At 66.5% G+C, this 18,691-nt stretch carries 10 protein-coding genes; 7 read left to right on the top strand and 3 right to left on the bottom strand.

What is annotated here, in order from left to right; translation table 11 throughout:
* Nucleotides 1-3: 3 nt before the first annotated feature.
* The 7 genes from LWC34_RS05180 to LWC34_RS05150 all read left to right on the top strand — a co-directional run bounded on the left by LWC34_RS05180 (nucleotide 4) and on the right by LWC34_RS05150 (nucleotide 12,595).
* A complete protein-coding gene (locus LWC34_RS05180) occupies nucleotides 4-2,523 on the top strand; it encodes a non-ribosomal peptide synthetase (RefSeq protein WP_233723251.1) in 2,520 nt (839 codons plus the stop codon).
* Between the two features lie 210 nt (nucleotides 2,524-2,733).
* Entirely contained in the window at nucleotides 2,734-3,738 is a 1,005-nt protein-coding gene (locus LWC34_RS05175; RefSeq protein ID WP_233723250.1) for a TauD/TfdA family dioxygenase, read from the top strand.
* On the top strand, nucleotides 3,735-4,820 hold the full coding sequence (sbnB, locus tag LWC34_RS05170; protein WP_233723249.1) for a 2,3-diaminopropionate biosynthesis protein SbnB: 1,086 nt from the start codon (nucleotides 3,735-3,737) through the stop codon (nucleotides 4,818-4,820). The genes LWC34_RS05175 and sbnB overlap by 4 nt, the downstream gene beginning before the upstream one ends.
* 38 nt (nucleotides 4,821-4,858) lie before the next feature.
* On the top strand, nucleotides 4,859-5,845 hold the full coding sequence (gene sbnA / locus LWC34_RS05165; RefSeq protein ID WP_233726366.1) for a 2,3-diaminopropionate biosynthesis protein SbnA: 987 nt from the start codon (nucleotides 4,859-4,861) through the stop codon (nucleotides 5,843-5,845).
* Nucleotides 5,846-5,866: 21 nt separating this feature from the next.
* Nucleotides 5,867-7,024, top strand: a complete 1,158-nt coding sequence (locus tag LWC34_RS05160; protein WP_233723248.1) for a pyridoxal-phosphate dependent enzyme — start codon at nucleotides 5,867-5,869, stop codon at nucleotides 7,022-7,024.
* 551 nt (nucleotides 7,025-7,575) lie between these two features.
* A complete protein-coding gene (locus LWC34_RS05155) occupies nucleotides 7,576-10,887 on the top strand; it encodes an AfsR/SARP family transcriptional regulator (RefSeq protein ID WP_308199969.1) in 3,312 nt (1,103 codons plus the stop codon).
* 460 nt (nucleotides 10,888-11,347) lie between these two features.
* A complete protein-coding gene (locus tag LWC34_RS05150) occupies nucleotides 11,348-12,595 on the top strand; it encodes a chymotrypsin family serine protease (protein WP_233723246.1) in 1,248 nt (415 codons plus the stop codon).
* A gap of 520 nt (nucleotides 12,596-13,115) precedes the next feature.
* Here the strand turns inward: LWC34_RS05150 and LWC34_RS05145 are convergent.
* The 3 genes from LWC34_RS05145 to LWC34_RS05135 form a co-directional block, all read right to left on the bottom strand.
* On the bottom strand, nucleotides 13,116-15,206 hold the full coding sequence (locus tag LWC34_RS05145) for an ATP-binding protein (RefSeq protein ID WP_233723245.1): 2,091 nt from the start codon (nucleotides 15,204-15,206) through the stop codon (nucleotides 13,116-13,118).
* A gap of 232 nt (nucleotides 15,207-15,438) precedes the next feature.
* The gene (locus LWC34_RS05140) at nucleotides 15,439-16,845 is read right to left on the bottom strand and encodes an MFS transporter (protein ID WP_233723244.1); all 1,407 of its coding nucleotides are present in this window, start codon (nucleotides 16,843-16,845) and stop codon (nucleotides 15,439-15,441) included.
* On the bottom strand, nucleotides 16,838-18,685 hold the full coding sequence (locus LWC34_RS05135) for a glycoside hydrolase family 15 protein (protein WP_233726365.1): 1,848 nt from the start codon (nucleotides 18,683-18,685) through the stop codon (nucleotides 16,838-16,840). The genes LWC34_RS05140 and LWC34_RS05135 overlap by 8 nt, the downstream gene beginning before the upstream one ends.
* Between the last annotated feature and the right edge of the window lie 6 nt (nucleotides 18,686-18,691).

Raw genomic sequence — 18,691 nt, 5'->3', positions numbered from 1 at the left:
TCGATGGATACACCAGCGGAAGCCGACCGGGAATTCTGGCGCGGCACGCTCCTCGCCGGTGGGTTCACCGCGATCCCACGGTGGACTCTCGACCGGTCGCCGGGTACCGCCGAGCACGAGGTGCCAGTTCCCGGCGAGGATGTGGCGGCATTGCGGCGGCTGGCGGACGAATTGGCGGTACCACTGAGCTCGGTGCTGCTGGCCGCGCACGCCAAAGTGCTGGCCGCGCTGTCTGGTGAGCGCGAAGTCACGACCGGCTACGTGCCCGCGGTGGGCGGACCTCCGTTGCCCTGCCGGTTGACGACTGAACCCGGCTCGTGGCGGACGTTGCTGGTGGACGCCCATCGAGCCGAGTCGGAACTGTTGTCGCACAAGGACTTCCCGGTCGACCAACTGAGGCGCGAGCTGGGTCTGACCGAACCGTCGTTCGAAACCGTTGTCGATCTGACCGGCGGCACGGTCCTGTCCGAGAACACCGTGATGTCAATGGGAACCTCATGGCACGGCTGGCAACTCGTGCTGCGGCTGCGGTACCGGACCAGCGCGATCGACGCGGGCTACGCCGCCCGGATCACCGGTTATCACCTCGCCGCGCTCGCGCTGATCGCCGCCTATCCGGATGCCGAACACAGTCGGCAAAGCCTGCTGTCCACCGAGGAACTGCTCTTCCAGCTCGACCGGCTTGCCGGTCCTCGCCGGGAGTTGCCGGATCACCGGGTGCACGAGTTGTTCGAGCAGCGTGTGGCGGCACACCCGGATGCGGTCGCGGCCGTGCATGGGGATCGGCAGTGGACTTACCGGGAGCTCAACGCGCGTGCCAACCGGTTGGGGCGGGCTTTGTTGGCGCGTGGCTTGCGCCGTGAAGGTGTTGTGGCGGTTGTGATGGAGCGCAACCTGGACTGGATGGCGGCTGTGTTGGCGATTTTCAAGGCTGGTGGCGTGTACCTGCCTGTGGAGCCGGACTTTCCGGCCGACCGTATCGCGACCGCGCTGTCGCGGGCCGGGTGCGGGCTGGTGCTGAGCGAGCGCGGCAGCACCACCAGGCTTGAGGCGGCCATCGACATCCTGTCCCGGGTTCAGACGCCGGGAGTCCGGCTGCTGCATGTCGAGGCTGCCTACGCGGAGGACCACGCGGAGGGGAATCTGGGTGTGGATGTCGGGCCGGATCAGCTGGCGTACATCCTGTTCACGTCCGGTTCGACGGGGGAGCCCAAGGGTGCGATGTGCGAGCACGCGGGCATGCTGAACCACATCTTCGCCAAGATCGCCGATCTGGGGGTGCGTGAGGGTGAGGTGATTCCGCAGACCGGGCCGCAGTGTTTCGACATCTCGGTGTGGCAGGTGGTTGCCGCGCTGCTGGTGGGCGGGCGGACGCTGCTGGTGGATCGGGAGGTGATCCTGGACGTCGAGCGGTTGGTCGACACCATCGTCGACGCCCGGGCGGGCGTGTTGCAGGTCGTGCCGTCCTATCTGGACGTGATCGTGTCCTATCTGGAGCACCATCCCCGCGAGCTGCCGGACCTGCACACCGTGTCGCCCACGGGCGATTTCCTGAAAAAGGAGCTCGTGCAGCGCTGGTTCGCCGCCCAGCCCGGGATCCCGCTGGTCAACACCTACGGGCTGACCGAGACCTCGGACGACGCCGTGCACGAGGTGATGGACCGGGTGCCGGACTGCGACCGGGTCCCGCTCGGCCGACCCATTCACAACGTGCACGTCTATGTCGTCGACGAGAACCTGTGGCCCGTGCCGTTGGGTGCGCCTGGTGTGATCGTGTTCTCCGGGGTGTGTGTTGGTCGGGGATATGTCAACGACCCCGCGCGCACCCGTCTGCTCTTCATGGCCGATCCGCATCGTCCGGGTCAGCGGTTGTGCCGGACCGGGGACTATGGCCGCTGGCGGCCGGACGGCAAGCTGGAGTTCCTCGGCCGCCGGGACAACCAGGTCAAGATCCGGGGTTTCCGGGTCGAGCTCGGCGAGATAGAGAACGCCCTGCTGCGGGTCCCCGGTGTCCGCGACGCGGCTGCGGTGGTCACCGGCGACACCGACCGGGGCAAGCGCCTCGTGGCCTTCTATTCGGGCCCGCAGCCGCTCGACGACGGCGTCGTGGCCGACCGGCTGACCGAACTGGTGCCCGAGTACATGGTCCCGTCGGCCTGCCACTGGCGGGAACGGCTGCCGCTGACCGCCAACGGCAAGATCGACAGGACGACGCTGACCACGCTCGCCGGAGAACTCGGCATCGTCGAGAACGGCTTCCAGCCACCGAGCACGCCCGCCGAGCGGCGCCTGGCGGCCGCATGGGCGACAGCACTCGGCGTCCCACCGGATCAGATCGGCCGGCGGGACCACTTCTTCGAGCGGGGTGGCACCTCGCTGTCCGCGGTGAGGCTGGCGATCAGCCTTGACCACGCCCTGTCTCTCACCGACATCACCCGTCACCCGGTCCTCGCCGATCTGGCCGGGGTGCTCGACGGCAAGTCCGGGCAAGGCGCCGCCGAATCACTGGCCTCTACGAACTAGGTCGTGTTTCAAATGCCCGATCGCGATAGCCAGGCCGGATGTGGCCCCTGGCGTCACCGCGGCAACGCCCAAAGACAACCAGTATTCGCGGCGTCACCGCGGCGTCGCCATGAACCACCCCACTGCATCCCAATGCCGGCCTCCGGCCGGGGTCGGCTCTCATCGACCGGGACATTCGAAACACGCCCTAGCAACTGAAAGGACATCCCGATGTCGTCCTCATCCCGGGCGTTGCTGCCCGGTGTGCGACTGTGTCCCGGCAAACCTCCGATACTCCGGGCTGATGCCGCTGGCGACGCGCCAGGTTGGGCGGCCGCGCACTCCGACGCGCTACGAGCTGTCGTCGCCGAGCACGCTTCGGTACTGGTCCGCGGCCTCGATCTGCGGGACACGGCCGAAATCGCTGCTGTTTTCCGGCGGCTGGGCAGCGGGTTGATGGCTGAGACGGAGGCCTTCGCATCCCGGCGGACCTATTCCGCTGGTGTGTACTCGTCGTCGGCGTGGCCTGCGAACCAGCCCATGTGCATGCACCACGAACACAGCTACCGGCTTGAGTTCCCCGGCCTCATGCTGTTCGCGTGCCTCCGCGCCCCCACACAAGGCGGCGCGACCGGGGTAGCCGACTCACAGGCAGTACTCGACGCGCTGCCCGGCGAACTGGTCGAGCGGTTCGAGCGGGACGGCTGGCTACTCACCCGCACCTACAACGACGAGATCGGCGCGTCGCTCACCGAGGCGTTCGGCACCGCCGACCGCGCCGCCATCGAGAACTACTGCCGGGCCAACGCGATCGAGTACGACTGGCAGCCCGGCGGCGAACTACGCACCAGACAACGCCGCAGCGCCGTGGTCCGCCACCCAGTCACCCGCCAACGCTGCTGGTTCAACCAGATCGCATTCCTCAACCAGTGGACACTCGACCCCGAGGTACGCGAATACCTGGTCGAGGTCTACGGCCCGGACGCACTGCCGTTCAACACCCACTTCGGCAACGGCGACCCGATCAGCCAGGACATCGTGCACCTGCTCAACACCATCTACGAGACCAACACCGCCCGCGAACCATGGCACGCCGGTGACCTGTTGCTCGTCGACAACATCCGCACCGCACACAGCAGAGAACCCTACGAAGGACCACGCGAAGTGCTCGTCGCCATGACCGACCCCGTGCGCCTGACCGACTGCTCGCCGACTGTCGAGGTGATCACTGGATGAACACGAACAATTCCGCCGCGACGCAGTCCGCGACGTCCGAACCGATCCCCCCACCGTCGGCAACCGTGCCGCCGTTCACGGTGATCTCCGGTGCCCAGGTACAACGTGCGCTACAGGGGCGCGAGAACCTGATTGTGGGGTTGGTCGAGGCCACCTACCGGCTGCACAGCGCCGGTCATTCGGTGAACCCCCCGTCCTGTTTCCTGCGTTTCCCGGACCGCCCGTCCGCCCGGATCATCGCGCTGCCCGCCGCGCTCGGCGGCCAGGTCCACCTCGCCGGTCTGAAGTGGATCTCCAGCTTCCCTCGGAACGTGACCGCGGGCATCCCGCGAGCCTCGGCCGTCCTGATCCTCAACGACCACGACACCGGCTACCCGTTCGCCTGCCTGGAAAGCTCCATCATCAGCGCCACCAGGACTGCCGCGCTCGCGGCCTCGGCAACCGACTGGCTCTCCCGCGGCCGGTCGCGCCCGAAGCGCGCCGGTTTCATCGGCACGGGCCTGATCGCTCGCTACATCCACACGTTCCTGGCAGGCACCGGCTGGTCGTTCGACGAGATCGGCGTGCACGACCTGTCCGCCGACAGCACCGCTGGCTTCCGCGGCTACCTGGAGACGTCGGGCACCGCCGGCCGGATCACCGTGCACGACAGCGCCGAGCGGGTGATCCGCTCCAGCGACCTGGTCATCTTCGCGACCGTCGCCGGTCAGCCGCATGTCAGCGAGATGTCCTGGTTCGAACACAATCCCTTGGTACTCCACATCTCGCTGCGCGACCTCGCACCCCAGATCCTGCTCGCCTCGACCAACATCGTCGACGACATCGAGCACTGCCTCAAGGCCGACACCTCGCCGCATCTGGCCGAACAACTCACCGGCAACCGCGACTTCCTGCACGGCACGCTCGACGACGTCATGGCCGGGCGAGTGAGCGTGCCGGCCAACCAGCCACTGGTGTTCTCCCCGTTCGGCCTCGGAGTACTCGACCTCGCCGTGGGCAAGTACGTCTACGACGAAGTGATCCACACCGGCGAGGCGTACGTCATCGACAACTTCTTCCACGAGCTAAGCCGGTACGGATGAGCAGCAGAGTCGCTGCCGCACAAGCGAAAGAGGCAAGGGTGCCAGTCATCTCGGTTCCACAGGACTTCAACTCCGATGAGCTCTACGTCGACCTCCGGTCGATCTTCGAGCACTCGCTCTTCCTGAAGTGTGAAGGCTTCAACTTCGCCGGCTCGATCAAGCTGAAGGCCGCGGCGGAGATGGTCGCGGCCGCCGAACGGGACGGAATCCTGGCCCCCGGATCGTTCCTGGTCGAATCCTCCTCCGGAAACCTCGGCGTGGCACTGAGCATGATCGCGGCCAGCAAGGGCTACCAGTTCCTGTGCGTGACCGACTCCCGCTGCAACCTCTCCACCAGACGACTGATGGAAGCGCTGGGCAGCCAGGTCCACATCATCACCGAACCGGACGCCAACGGCGGCTTCCTCGGCGCACGCATCGCACACGTCCGCGCGCTCTGCGCCTCCGACAACCGATACGTATGGCTCAACCAATACGCCAACCCCGGCAACTGGAAGGCGCACTACCACCGGACCGCACCCGCGATCGCGGCCGCGTTCCCGCTACTGGACGTCCTGTTCGTCGGAGCGGGCACCACAGGAACCCTGATGGGCTGCGCACGCTACTTCCGGGAACGGCACCGGCCGGTACGGATCGTCGCGGTCGACAGCGTCGGCTCGGTGACCTTCGGTGGCGCACCGGGCCCCCGGATGATTCCCGGCCTGGGCACCAGCGTCCGCCCACCACTGCTCGACGAGTCCTATGTGGACGATATCGTGCGCGTCGAGGAAACCGATACGATCCGCGCCTGCCATCGTCTGGCCAGAAGCGGATTCCTGTTCGGTGGGTCGACCGGCTCCGTGGTCAGTGGCGCGATGGGCTGGCTGGACCGGCATGACGCGCATGAACTCACCGCGGTCGCCATCGCCCCGGACCTCGGCGAGCGCTACCTCGACACCGTTTACCAAACCAACTGGCTGCAGGGCGTCTACGGCGAGGACGTGATCGGCGCCGGCGAGCTGACCGCCGGTTCCGGGTCAGTCTGAGATGCGGAGGGTGGTCACACCATGGGCAGCGTGACCGGGTCGGTCGATCTGGCGGGGTGTGAATGGCTGCGGTACGACTACGGTCCCGCGCGGATGGCGCGGGACCGGCCAGACCTGTTCACCATGTGGCGATACCGGGAGTTGCTGCCGATTCCCGACGGCCCGATGCGATATCCGGTGCCGATCGGCGGCACACCGCTGCTGCACGCGCCTGCTTTGAGACAGACGTTGGGCACGCCGTACCTGTGGATCAAAGACGAGACGCGTAACCCGAGCGCGTCCAATAAGGACCGTGCCACCGCACTGGTGATCGAAGACGGGCTGCGGCGCGGAGTGGGAACGATCACGACCGCGTCCACCGGCAATGCGGCTGTGGCCACCGCGTTCGGTGCCGCGGCAGCCGGGATGCGGGCCGTCATCTTCGTGTCCACCGACTGCTTGCCGGAGAAGCTCGCGCTCATGACGCAGGCAGGTGCGTGGGTCTTCCAGGTGCGCGAGGGCTACGCGGCCGCTGTCGACCTTTCCCGGACAGCCGCTCGCACGTTCGGCTGGCTCGACCGCAACACCGGCGCCAATCCGTTCACCATCGAAGCGAAGAAAACAGTGGCATTCGAGGTGTGGGAACAACTCGACCGCCGACTCCCGGACGTGGTGATCGTCCCGGTCGGAGACGGTCCCACATTGGTAGCGCTCGAAAAGGGCTTCACCGAACTCATCAGCTGTGGCCTCGCCACGCGGCGGCCACGCCTGATCGGCGTGCAGGCCGAACGCTGCCAGCCGTTGGTGCGAGCATGGCACGGTGAGCCCGCCCGGCCGACAGAGCTGGATCCCCGTGCCACGGTCGCCGATGGCATCGCAGTGATCCGCCCGGCCATCGGTGACGCCGTACTGGAGGTTGTTCGCAGGAGCGGCGGAGCAATGGTGTCGGTCACCGATGACGCGCTGCTGAGCGCGGTCGCCACATTGGCCGGGCGTGCTGGCGTTGGCGCCGAGCCCGCCGGGGCGGCAGCCCTCGCCGGGCTGGAAAGTGCGGTCGACCGCGGCCTGGCGAGTCGGTTGGAAACCGTGGTTCTCCTGATCACGGGCCGGGAGGTGAAAGCGGGCGAAGCCACGTACGCCCCCGACCGGGTGTCGGTCGTCGAAAGTCTGGACGAGGTCGAGCGCGAACTAGCCGAGTGACACCAGACTTCAGTGACTACTGTTACCTGGTTGAAGCCGGGAGGGTCTCCTTACCTTCACGGCATTCGACGCCAATGCCTGGATTTTCAGGTTTGCCGGTCGGCCGTGGCTGGATCGGTGTTCGGGTCGAGGACCTGCGGGTGTGCCTGGCCGCACGGAGACTGCCGGGTCCGTAGTGCGGGGCGTGGTCGAACTCGGCGCGGGTCGCAGGGTCGGCGCGAGGGGAAGATTTGGCGCGTTCAACGCCATCAAGGTAAGAAGACCTTGACGGCATGGGATCCCGTTACAGGTGTGGTGCATGGGCAGGTGTGACTGACGGAGCATCCTTGTGTCCACAGTGGAATCCCGGGTGTCTCACAGGCCCTTGTGGCACATGCGTGCACCCCTGAGCTCCTGACATTGACGTCGGTAGTCCACAATGGACGATTGATCGTCACGTCAATCTCACGTACCCCGCGCGTTACTCCTGTTACCAGGGTTGGTGCCGTGAAGGTCACCTTCGCGGCGTCCAACGCGCCAAAGGTTCCCCTCACGGACCGTGGCGGGCCTGAATGAAGGCCACTGTGGACAGTCCCGTCCACCTGTGGCGCGGGTACGCCGTGCTTGCGGGCCGAGGCCACTCGCGTTCCACACCTCTCAAGATCAACCTCGCGCCACACACCCGCAGGCCACGTCTGAAATGCGAGAACTCTCTTAAGTCAGTGGCATCGCTGGCCACCTGGCCCCAGCTCAGATCGATCTTGGCAAGCGGAATCCAGATCCGCCGAATAAACCTGGCAACCCTTACGAGACAAGCCACGAGTGGTTGCGATCACCAGCTTTGCCGGATGTGCGACAATGGCGCTACTTGGCCATGCTCAGCCCTTTTCTCACTCGGGCGAGCGGATAACATCGGTGATTCTCAAATTCATGTCGGACCTGCGGTATGGGGACGCAGGTGGGGTGGGGTGGGGATGCCGAACAGCGTCAAGATCTGTCTGTTGGGACCGACAGAGATAACGGGGCCCGACGGAATGGTTGAGTTGCACGGGAGCGGCCAGCGCACTCTGATCGCCCGCATGGCATTACCGCCGGACCGGGCGGTGACTCGTCCGGCGCTGATCAACGCGTTGTGGGATGACGCGGGTCCACCAGCTGCCCCGAAGACCCTGCACAGTCACCTGGCTCACCTGCGCCGCCGGCTTCGCGAGGCCGGTCTCACGGATCTGATCGCCACCCGGGATTCCGGCTATCTGCTGCGCGTCCCCGAGGACGCGGTCGACGTCACCCGCTTCGAGACCTTCTCCGTGCGGGGGCGGAACGCATTGGCTGCCGGTGACCCCAAGGCGGCAACGGAGTGGCTGCGGAGCGCGTTGACGATATGGCGTGGCGAGGCATTGACCGGCTGCCGGTCAAGCGAATGGCGGCAGGCCGAGACAATCCGGCTCAACGAGGCCAGAGTCGCCACCACCGAGGATTTGATCAGCGCCCGCCTCGCCCTTGGCGAACACGTCACCGCCATCGGCGAACTGGAGTTCCTCGTCATCCAGCACCCATTCCGGGAACAGCTGTGGGAACTGCTGATCCTTGCGCTGTACCGGTCGGGCAGACAAGCCGACGCGTTGGCCGCCTTCCAACGCGCCCGCGCCACTTTGATCGAGGAGCTGGGAATCGAACCCGGCCCCAAGTTACGCCGGCTCGAAACAGCCATACTCACCGCCGATCCCTCGCTCGATCAGTCGGTCATACCGGGACCGACCGTGACCGGTCACCGTCTCAGAGGCCGCCTGCCGGTGCCGCTCACTCGCCTTGTCGGCCGGGACACGGACATCGCAACGATGCGGCAGACGCTGGCTCAGCGACGTCTGGTGACGCTCACCGGCCCCGGAGGCTGTGGCAAGACGCGGCTGGCCATTGCCATAGCTGCGCAGTACGACAAACCCGTCTGTTTCGTGGATCTGGCCCCGCTGACCGAATCCCACCTCGTACCGCAGGCGGTCGCCGACGCTCTCTGCCTGAGCGAGCAGCGCGGCCGCGGTGTCATCGACAGCCTGGCCGACCATCTTGCGGATCAAGCGCTGCTTCTGGTCCTCGACAACGGCGAACACCTCGTCGGCACCTGCGCACAGCTAGCCTGTGCGCTGCTCCCCAATTGCCCTGAGCTACAGATCCTGGCCACGAGCCGAGAGCCACTGCATGTGCCGGGTGAAACCGTGCACGCTCTGCGGCCCTTGGCCACCCCGGACCCTGACACCGCGCATTCCTACCAGAGCCTTCTCCGCTACGACGCGATCCAACTCTTCCTCGACCGGGCGCAGGATTCCGGCGCCCAGATCGGCACGGACGAGGGCACCGCGCACGAGTTGGCCTTGATCTGCGCGCGCCTGGACGGACTGCCGCTCGCTCTCGAACTGGCGGCGGCCCGCACGGCAGCGCTTCCCGTCCGCCAGATCGCCGCACACCTGCACGATCGTCTACACACGCTGTTCTCGGGCAGCCACGTCGCACGTCCCCAGCATCGAGCACTGCACACGACCATCAAGTGGAGCTACGACCTGCTCAATCCCGACGAACGCGCACTGTTCCGGCGGCTCGCCGTGTTCGCGGGGGATTTCGGGCTACCCGCCGTCACGGCACTGTGGCCGCACGACGACCACGCGGCCGATCTCTTGGGCCGGCTGGTCGAGAAGTCATTGGTGATCAAGGAAACCACTGCCCCGCATTACCGTTTGCTCGACACGATCCACAAGTTCGCCGCCGCTCAGCTCGTGGGAGACGAACTGGCCGACGCGCGGCGACGACATGCCGAATTCCACTTAGCGCTGGCCGAGCAGGCAGAAGAACGCCTCGACGGGGCGGACGCGGTGGAATGGCTTGACCGGCTGGCAGGCGAGCACGAGAACTTCCGGGCCGCCGTCGCTTGGGCGATCACCGCTCCCGACGCCACGCTCGCCCTGCGACTGGCCGGCTCACTCTTCCGGTACTGCAGGCTGCGCGGACACTACGGCGATGGCCGGAAATGGCTGGCGGACGCGCTGGATCACGGCGCGCGAGCCCCCGACGACCTGCGGGCCAAGGCGTTTTCCGGTGCTGTCACCCTCACGTTCCTGCAATGCGAGTACGAGAAGGCCGTACAGTTGGCCGAGCAGAATCTGGACCTGTACCAGTCGCTGGGAGACATGCACGGAGTCGCCAGCACCCGCCTGCTGCTCGGCTCGATCTGCCGGGAGCACGCCAGCTATCAGCAGGCCATGGACTACCACCGGTCCGCTCTTGAGGCCTTCCAAGCCATGGACGACGCTCCGGGCATCGCGCGAGCCCTGCAGTTGTGCGCTTTCACCGCGTGGCTGCGTGGCGACTTCGACTCGGCCGCCACGTGGGCGCGGATGAGCCTGCGTCGCTTCGAGAACCTCGGCGACGCCGAATCCATCGCCAGCGCCCTCATGCACCTCGGCGCGGTGGCGCATTACCGAGGCGACAACACGCAGGCACTCCAGCTGCTCACCAAGGCCAACGCGATTTCCGGGCACACCGGATGCCTTGAAGGAATCGCCTGGACGCTCAACCTGCTCGGCCTGGTACACAACGAAACCGGCTCGGACGAAGCCCGCACGCTGCTCGAACAGAGTCTTACCCTGCACCGCAAGCTCGGGGACCAGTGGCGGATGGCCAGCGTGCTCGAGGCGTTGGCCGCGATCGCCTGCAACGAGCGCCGCTGGGACGACGCGGCCCACCTGTTGAGCGAGGCAAGGACGTCGCGTACCGCGATCAACAGTCCCGTCCCCACCTGCGAAGTCCCCCGCTACCTGCGCACACTGGCCGCGCTCGACGCTGCCGACGAACGCCCGCTCACCATCCCCCAGACCGCCCACCGAGCGAAGTAGCCGCCTGCGTCGTCCGGCACTGGTCACGCCCGCGACTGTTCATGAGGGCCGAGTCAGGCATCAATTTGGATCAATTGCGGGCCGGGCAATGGCCCCTTGCGTTCGTCGGAGGTGTCAGCGGAAACTCAAGTTCACACCGAAAATCTGACCATGATCGTGAAATTGCCGTGGACGGCGCAAGAACCACGTAGTTCGAGTATCCATAGTGGATAGCGGCTGCGCGAATTGGGAAAAGTCGATCGTCACGGCGATTCAGAGTCCACTCCTTGGTAATCGTGAGCTTTTGTCTTGTCCATGAACCATGCCCGATAAATGGACGCCGACCGGGAGAGATCAATTCAAGGATGGTTTCAGGTCTCACCGAATGGCGTGCCATCACCGGTCACGGAATCACGGGCGGTGGTGGCAGCCCGTCCCCGTGTCCGTGCCCCATCCGACTGGGAGACCTGGAGGTTCCCACATGAGGAAGATCCTCATCAACTGTCCGGCGCGCCGCGCGGTCGTGGTGTCCGCCGTCCTGCTCGCCATCGGAACCAGCATCGCACCGGCCGGCGCCACACCAGCCGACGACGCTGGCAAGCGGTCGCTGGCGCCCGCTTCGGTACAGCCCGCCGCCCCGGTCCCTGCCGGGTTCGAAACGTGGGCCGAGACGTTCGCGATGCAGGACAGGTTGAACGCCGCCGCCGAAAAGATCGTCGCGACGAGGGGCGACGGGTACGCCGGCATCATCGCCGCGCCGACGAACCGCGAGCTGATCGTGTACTGGAAGGGCGAGGTGTCGCAGACACTGCGCGAGTTCGCCGGTGGGCTGGGGGTACCGGTCAGGTTCCGGCCCGCGACGTTCACCGAACGTGAGCTGCTCGCGGAGACCAGCCGTCTCGCCACCGACCCCGAAGTCCGGTCGGTGGGACCCGAGGTCGACGGCAGCGGCCTGACCATCACTGTCACCGGCGCCGGCCTTGCGGCCATCCGGTCCGGCGCCGGGACGGTAGGCACCGCGAAGGTGCCACTGCGCGTGCAGCGCGAATCCGCGCCGGAGCCGCTGTTCAATCGCCAGAACGACATCGCCCCGTACTTTGGCGGTGCCCGTTACACCACCCCAGTGGGTGGTTGCAGCACCGGCTTCGCGATCCTCTGGGGTGGGTCGAGCCGCATGCTCAGCGCCGGCCATTGCGGAAACAATGGCCAGACCGCGATTGACGGCGGCGGCAACCCCGCGGTCGACACGATGGGCGTCATCATCAACGACAACAACGCCCGCGACAATCTGATGATCAACACGCGCTCGGGGGGTGCCATCTTCACTCGCGGTCCCCGCAGTGGCTCCTCGGTGAACGTGATCGGCGCGACCGCCGACTTCGTTGGCAACCTTGTCTGCACCGGCGGCGCCCGGACCGGCGAGCACTGCAATATTGCCGTGACACACGTCAATCAGGTCGCCATCGGCTCGTTCCCGCTGACCCGGGGCGAGCTCGTCGCCGGCTGCGCGGCGGCCCGGGGGGACAGCGGCGGTCCGGTGTACCACTACTCCGGTGCGGGTGTGACCGGGCGCGGCACGATCAGCGCCGGCGTGCTCGACACGGCGGACTGCAGCCCGCACGCGCCGAAAGAGCACAGCTCACGGATCGTGTGGTGGGCTCCCTTGCTGCGGCCGGTGGGTGGTAGCCCGATGGGTTCCTTGCAGTTCTACGGAGCCACGATCCGCTAGTCGTCCCCGTTCGATGAGAGACTGCCTGTGGCCGGAGCCGGGACTCGGCGTCGCCAATGCCACTGACTTAGGAGAGTTCTCGCACTTCAGAGGTGGCCTGCAGGCGTGCGGCGCGAGGTTGATCTCCAGAGGTGCGCAACGCGAGTGGCCCGGCCCGCAAGCAAGGCGTGCCCGCGCCACTGACACACGGCGGACTGTCCACAGTGGCCTTCATTCAGGCCCGCGACGGTTCGTGAGGGGAACTTTTGGTGCGTTGGCTTTTGGTGCGTTGGATTGGATGCCGTGAAGGTGACCTTCACGGCACCAACCCCGGTAACAGGAGTGACGCGTGGCGCAAGCGGGATTGATGTGACGATCAATCGTCCATTGTGGACATTAAGCGTCACCGGCAGTCGACCCTGCGCCACTTGCGACCAGCTAGAATGCTCAAGTCAGTGGCATTGTCGGCGGCGCCGCCGGGGCACCGCGAATACTGGTTGTCTTCGGGCGTTTCGGCGGTGGCGCCAGAGACCGCCGGCGTTCACGCCTCGTGGCTCAGGGCGTAGGCGATGGCCTGCTCGCTGGTGAGTTTGGCGCCTTCGCTGAAGTGGGTGGTGCGGGCCTCATTTCCCAGCGCCTGTTGGATTCGCCGTCCGTAGAGTGCGTGGTCCGGGGCGATGTGCGGCAGTTCGGCCGGTGATGTCCCGGTCGCCTGCCAGAGCCTGCTGGCGGCCCCGAGCAACCGTGCGGCGCGCTCGGCGTTTCGTTCCGCTGCCGCGTTCCACGCCAGTATTTCCAGGCAGTGAGCGGTACCCCACTGATCATCCAAGGGGCGTCCGGTGCGCAGCGCTTCCCGAATCAGCCGATCGGCCAGCTGCCGATGGCCCGCGGTCCACCGCCCGAGACCATGCACCCACAGCGCCCACGACTTGGACATCGGTCCGCCGCGGTTGTTCACCAGATTCAGGCACTGTTCACCGAAGGCCGCAGCACGATCTTCGCCGGCAATGGACGGGGTGGCTGACATCTGCAGCAGGATGATCCAGATCGCGGCGCGGTCCGCCAGACCAGTCAGCGCGTCCTCGAACAGCGCCAACGAGCGCGGGAAGTCAAGACGGACGAACGCGGCGGTCCCGGAAAGCCGCTTGGCGTACGCGAAGGAGTGCTCGTCGCCCAGACGCCTTGCCAGGGCCTGACACTCCCGCTCCATCGACCACCCCGCGGCCGAGTCGCCCTGCATGAAGGCAAACAACCCGTTGACCCACAGGGCCTTGGCCCGCGCCGGGCTCGACTCCCTTTCCAGGTTCAGCGCGCTTTCGAGCCAGTGGCGAGCCTCGCTGAACCAACCCGAGATGCACCAGTAACTCCACAGCGAGGCTGCGATCGCCAACCCGGCACGCGCCTGGCCGAGCTCGGTCAGACAGAACTCCAACGCGGTCCGCAAGTTGGCGCGCTCACGCCGGAACCACGCGAACCACACCAACTCGTTCGGCCCCACCCATTCCCGCTCCGCCACCTCGGCAAGCCGAGCGTAATAATCCCGATGCCGCAACCGCACAACACTCTGACGACCAGATGACGCAAGACCCTGCTCACCAAACTGACGAATAGCCTCCAACATCCGAAACCGCGCCACAGAGCCGTCAGTCCGAACCAGAACGGACTTGTCCACCAACCCAGCCACCAGCTCGAGCACGTCCTCGCCCGCGATACCGGTGTCAGCACAGACTTCCTCCGCGGCCCCCAGGTCGAACGCACCAGTGAACACCGACGCCCGCAACCACACTGTGCGCTCCTGCTCCGAACAGAGCTCGAAACTCGACGCGATCGCCGCCCGCAACGTCCGCACCCTCGGCACCGCTGCCCGGCTGCCCTCCGCCAACAACTCGAAGTAACAACTCTCCAACCGCTCCAAAATCTGATCAAGAGACAACGCCCGCACCCGGACCGCGGTCAACTCGATCGCCAGCGGTATCCCCTCCAACCGGCGGCACACCCGAACAACCGCGGCACGATTACCCGCATCAACCCTGAAACCCGGCCGGGCGACCGCAGCCCGCTCAGCGAACAACCGCACCGCCGCATTCCGCGCCACCAGCTGAGCCGTTACCGGCCGCTCAGCCTGAGGCACCGGCAACGGCGGTACCTCCAACAAAGCCTCGCCGCCAGACCGCAACACCTGCCGACTCGTCGCCAACACCCGCAACCCCGGCGCCGCCCGCAACATATCGCTCACCAACATCGCGCACGCATCCACCAAATGCTCGCAATTGTCCAGCACCAACAACAATTCCTTGTCCTCAAGAAACTCCGTCAGCACGACCATCGGCGGCCGACCGGAGTGATCACGGACGCCAAGCACGTCAGCGACCGTCTGGACCAGGAACTTGTCATCCTCCAGTGCGGCCACCTCAACCAACCACACCCCACCAGGGAACACGTCCATCAACTGCCCGGCTGTCCGCAAGGCAAGCCGGGTCTTGCCCACCCCCGCACCACCGGTCAACGTAACCAGCCGATGCCGACGCAACAGCCGCTTCGCCGCAGCCACTTCTCGTCGACGACCGACAAAACTAGTGACCTCGGCGGGAAGATTGCCCATCATCACGTCACGCGAACCGGCGCGTGTCATCACAGCTCCGGGTATCGAGGTGTGCGGCCATTCCTAGAGCGATTCCCACCCACCCCTCGACTGCGGCCTCGACTGCGGCAACGGCATCGCGCGGCTCGTCAGGAACGAGTGGACAACCACAGTTTTGCCGCTGCTTTCGGTTTCCACAAGAGGCCAGCACACTCCGAGGCTTTTCCGCGGCGGGGCTCGGCAAACAACACAGGGCGGCAAAGAAAAGGAGAGCAATCCCGATTCAGCCGGACTCACGCGGCGCCGTAGGCGGGATGCCCGCGGCCGCCAGGCCCCTGGGGAGGAACATCGCGGCGGCGAGTCCGACGAGCCCGATGGCCGCCAGCGTGATCATCGCGGCGGCGTACGCATGGGACGTGAAGCTGGCGACGAGGATCGTGCCCGCGATGGCCGTACCGAGCGAGGAGCCGAGGTTCGACACACAGCGCGAAAGGCCAGAGATCTCGCCCTGCTGGTCCTCGCCGAAGCTCGACTGCACGACGTTGACCGACGGGGTCAGCATCACACCCACTCCCAGTCCGATCAGCAGGAGTCCGGGAAGGGAGGCCCAAAAACTCGGGTGGACGCTCGCGATGGCGAGCAGGACGCCTATGCCGGCGATCGTCGCGACGAAGCCGGCGATGATGAGGGTTCGTTGGGCGCGCCGCTTCGCCAGGCGCTCGGCCAGCAGTGACGACACGAGCAGCCCCAGCGTGGCCGCCGTGAATATCACACCGGTCTCGACCGCGTCGTACCCGCGCACGACCTGGAGGTACGCCGCCACCACGAACGACGTGCCCATGAGCAACAGCCACTGCGTCAGCTGCGTGACAAGACCGAGATTGGAAATGTGATTGCGGAACACGCTCGTCGACACCAGTGGCTCGCCGCCGGCCCGCTCTTTGGCGCGCATCGACCGGAAAGACCACTCCAGCACGAGTGCGCCGAGGACGAGCAGGATGAGCATCAGCGCGACGTTGTCGTCGGCCGCCAGGATTCCCATGACGAAAAGGACCATGCCGACCGCGGACAGGACCGCTCCGCGGATGTCGAAGGAGCGCGCCGGGTCCGGCGGCAGTGGGTCTTTGATCCGGCGGCCGAGCAGAATGATCAGCACTATCACCAGAGCCTGGAACACGAAGGCCGCGCGCCAGCTGATCGCCGAGGTGATGAGCCCGCCGATCAGCGGTCCTGCCGCGGCACCGACGCCACCCGCCGCCATGATGGCCCCGAACGCGCGGGCGCGGGAAGGCACGTCCGTGAACAGGAGCGTCGTGAGGATGTAGACCGGCGGGATGAGCATCGCCGTACCGACGCCTTCGAGGATCGAGTTGCCGAGAATGAGCACGCCCAGCCCCGGCGAGGCCGCACTCAGCACCGCGCCGACGCCGTACAGGGCGAGACCTGCCATGAAGCACCGCTTGCGGCCGTATCGGTCGGTCACCTTGCCGCCGGGAATCATCAGTGCGGCCATGACCAGCAGAAAGATCGTGATCGTGACCTGCACGCCCTGCACGGTCGTATTCAGGTCCCTGCTGATGTCCTTGAGCATGACATTCATGTTCGAGCCGGCGAAGCTGCAGATGAACTGTGCGAGGGCGAGCGGGACGAGTACCCCTCGCGGTGCGGTGTAGGTACGTGCTTCAGCCATCGGCGCCACTTTCACCACGAGGCCTCGCGGTGGGATTCAGGAATGGCCGGGATTCGGCCAGGGCGAGCTCGTCATCGAGTGCCATGGCGGCGGCGACCAGGGCCAGGTGCGTGAACGCCTGGGGGAAGTTGCCGAGCTGCTCGCCGGAGGGGCCGATCTCCTCGGCGAACAGGCCGACGTGGTTGGCGTAGGTGAGCATCTTGTCGAAGGCGTACCGGGCCTGCTGGAGCCGGCCGGCGCGGGCGAGTGCCTCGACATAGAGAAAGCTGCACAGGTTGAAGGTTCCCTCGCTGCCGCGCAAGCCGTCCGGGGATGCCTCGGGGTCGTACCGGTAGACGAGGCTGTCACTCACCAGTTCCTGGTCCATGGCGTCGAGAGTGCTCAACCACGCCGGGTCGTGCGGAGAGATGAAGCCCACCCGGGGCATCAGCAGAAGCGAGGCGTCCAGAACCTCGGTGTCGTAGTGTTGGACGAACGCTCGCCGATTCGGACTCCAGCCACGCTCGACGATCTGTTTGAAGACGACGTCGCGGACCTGGGCCCAGCGGGCGACGTCGGCGGGACGGGAGTAGTTCGTTGCCGCGCGGATGCCTCTGTCGAAGGCGACCCAGGTCATCAGGCGGCTGTAGGTGAAGTCCTTGCGGCCACCGCGCGTTTCCCAGATGCCCTCGTCGGGCCGGTCCCAGTTCTCGGCGAGCCAGTCCAGCACGTTCGTGAAGGCCTGCCAGCCCCGGATGGCACCCATGTCGCCTGCCTGGGTCAAAGCTTCGGCGGCCTCACCGTAGATGTCGAGCTGGATCTGGTCCGCGGCCGCGTTGCCCACCCGTACCGGCGCTGATCCCCGGTAACCCTCCAGGTGCGTGAGGATCTCCTCTGTCAGGTTGGGGTCGCCGTCTATCCGATACATGATCTGCAACGGCTCGCCCGAGGCGGTGCCGCCCGCGTCGAGGCGGTCGCGTAGCCATCGACGGAAGGCGTGGGCCTCCTCGGCGAAGCCGAGGTCGATCAAGGCACGGACCGACAGGGAAGCGTCGCGGATCCACGTGTACCGGTAGTCCCAGTTGCGCTCGCCACCGAACTGTTCAGGCAGTCCCATGGTGGCCGCGGCGATCGGCGCCCCAGTCGGAGCGTAGGTGAGCAGCTTGAGCGTGATCGCCGAGCGGTGGACCATGTCCTGCCAGCGTCCGCGGTAAGTGGATGACCGCAGCCACGAGAGCCAGAAGGCGCGGCACGCCTCCAGTTCGTCGACGATGCCGTTCAGTGACGGCGCGGGTGAGGCGGGGCCGTCGCCCGCGACGCTGGTCAAGACGACCGCCGCTGTTTGTCCGGCCGCGAGGGTGAAGCGCGCCACGATGTCGCCGTCGTCGGCTCGCAGTGTGACGGGTTCGGTGGCCTGGAGATGCAGATCCGTTCCGGGGCCCCGGAAGACCGCCGAGCGGTCATCGCTCAAGACGAGGGTGTGCGGAGCACGCCCGTAGTCGAACCGTGGGCGGCAGGTGAGCGTGAAAGGCAGGCTGCCCCGGACCACCCGGACGGCCCGCACCAGGCGATGCCGATCGGTCGGCGTGGCGGTGGGGATCGGCTCCATGAAGTCCGCGACCTCGCCGACCCCGCCCGGGGCCATGAACCGTGTGACGAGGACGGCTGTGTCCGAGAGATAGAGCTGGCGGACAGTCGCATTGTCGTCCCCCGTCAAATCCGCGGCCAGGCGGCAGTAGCCCCCGCGATCGCTGTCGAGCAGCGAGGCGAAGACACTGGGGGAATCGAAGCGCGGCGTGCACCACCAGTCGACCGTTCCCTGTGCGGACACCAGTGCGGCAGTCTGAAGATCACCGACCATGCCGTG

This window comes from Kibdelosporangium philippinense (assembly GCF_021390435.2).
GTDB lineage: Bacteria > Actinomycetota > Actinomycetes > Mycobacteriales > Pseudonocardiaceae > Kibdelosporangium > Kibdelosporangium philippinense.
Note: the sequence above shows the minus strand (reverse complement) of the source record. Positions and strands in the feature narration are given on the sequence as shown.

Coding starts and splice junctions, on each gene's coding strand:
- LWC34_RS05180 (WP_233723251.1), top strand. CDS start 4: ATGGATACACCAGCGGAAGCCGACCGGGAATTCTGGCGCGGCACGCTC.
- LWC34_RS05175 (WP_233723250.1), top strand. CDS start 2,734: ATGTCGTCCTCATCCCGGGCGTTGCTGCCCGGTGTGCGACTGTGTCCC.
- sbnB (WP_233723249.1), top strand. CDS start 3,735: ATGAACACGAACAATTCCGCCGCGACGCAGTCCGCGACGTCCGAACCG.
- LWC34_RS05160 (WP_233723248.1), top strand. CDS start 5,867: ATGGGCAGCGTGACCGGGTCGGTCGATCTGGCGGGGTGTGAATGGCTG.
- LWC34_RS05155 (WP_308199969.1), top strand. CDS start 7,576: ATGAAGGCCACTGTGGACAGTCCCGTCCACCTGTGGCGCGGGTACGCC.
- LWC34_RS05150 (WP_233723246.1), top strand. CDS start 11,348: ATGAGGAAGATCCTCATCAACTGTCCGGCGCGCCGCGCGGTCGTGGTG.
- LWC34_RS05145 (WP_233723245.1), bottom strand. CDS start 15,206: ATGACACGCGCCGGTTCGCGTGACGTGATGATGGGCAATCTTCCCGCC.
- LWC34_RS05140 (WP_233723244.1), bottom strand. CDS start 16,845: ATGGCTGAAGCACGTACCTACACCGCACCGCGAGGGGTACTCGTCCCG.
- LWC34_RS05135 (WP_233726365.1), bottom strand. CDS start 18,685: ATGGTCGGTGATCTTCAGACTGCCGCACTGGTGTCCGCACAGGGAACG.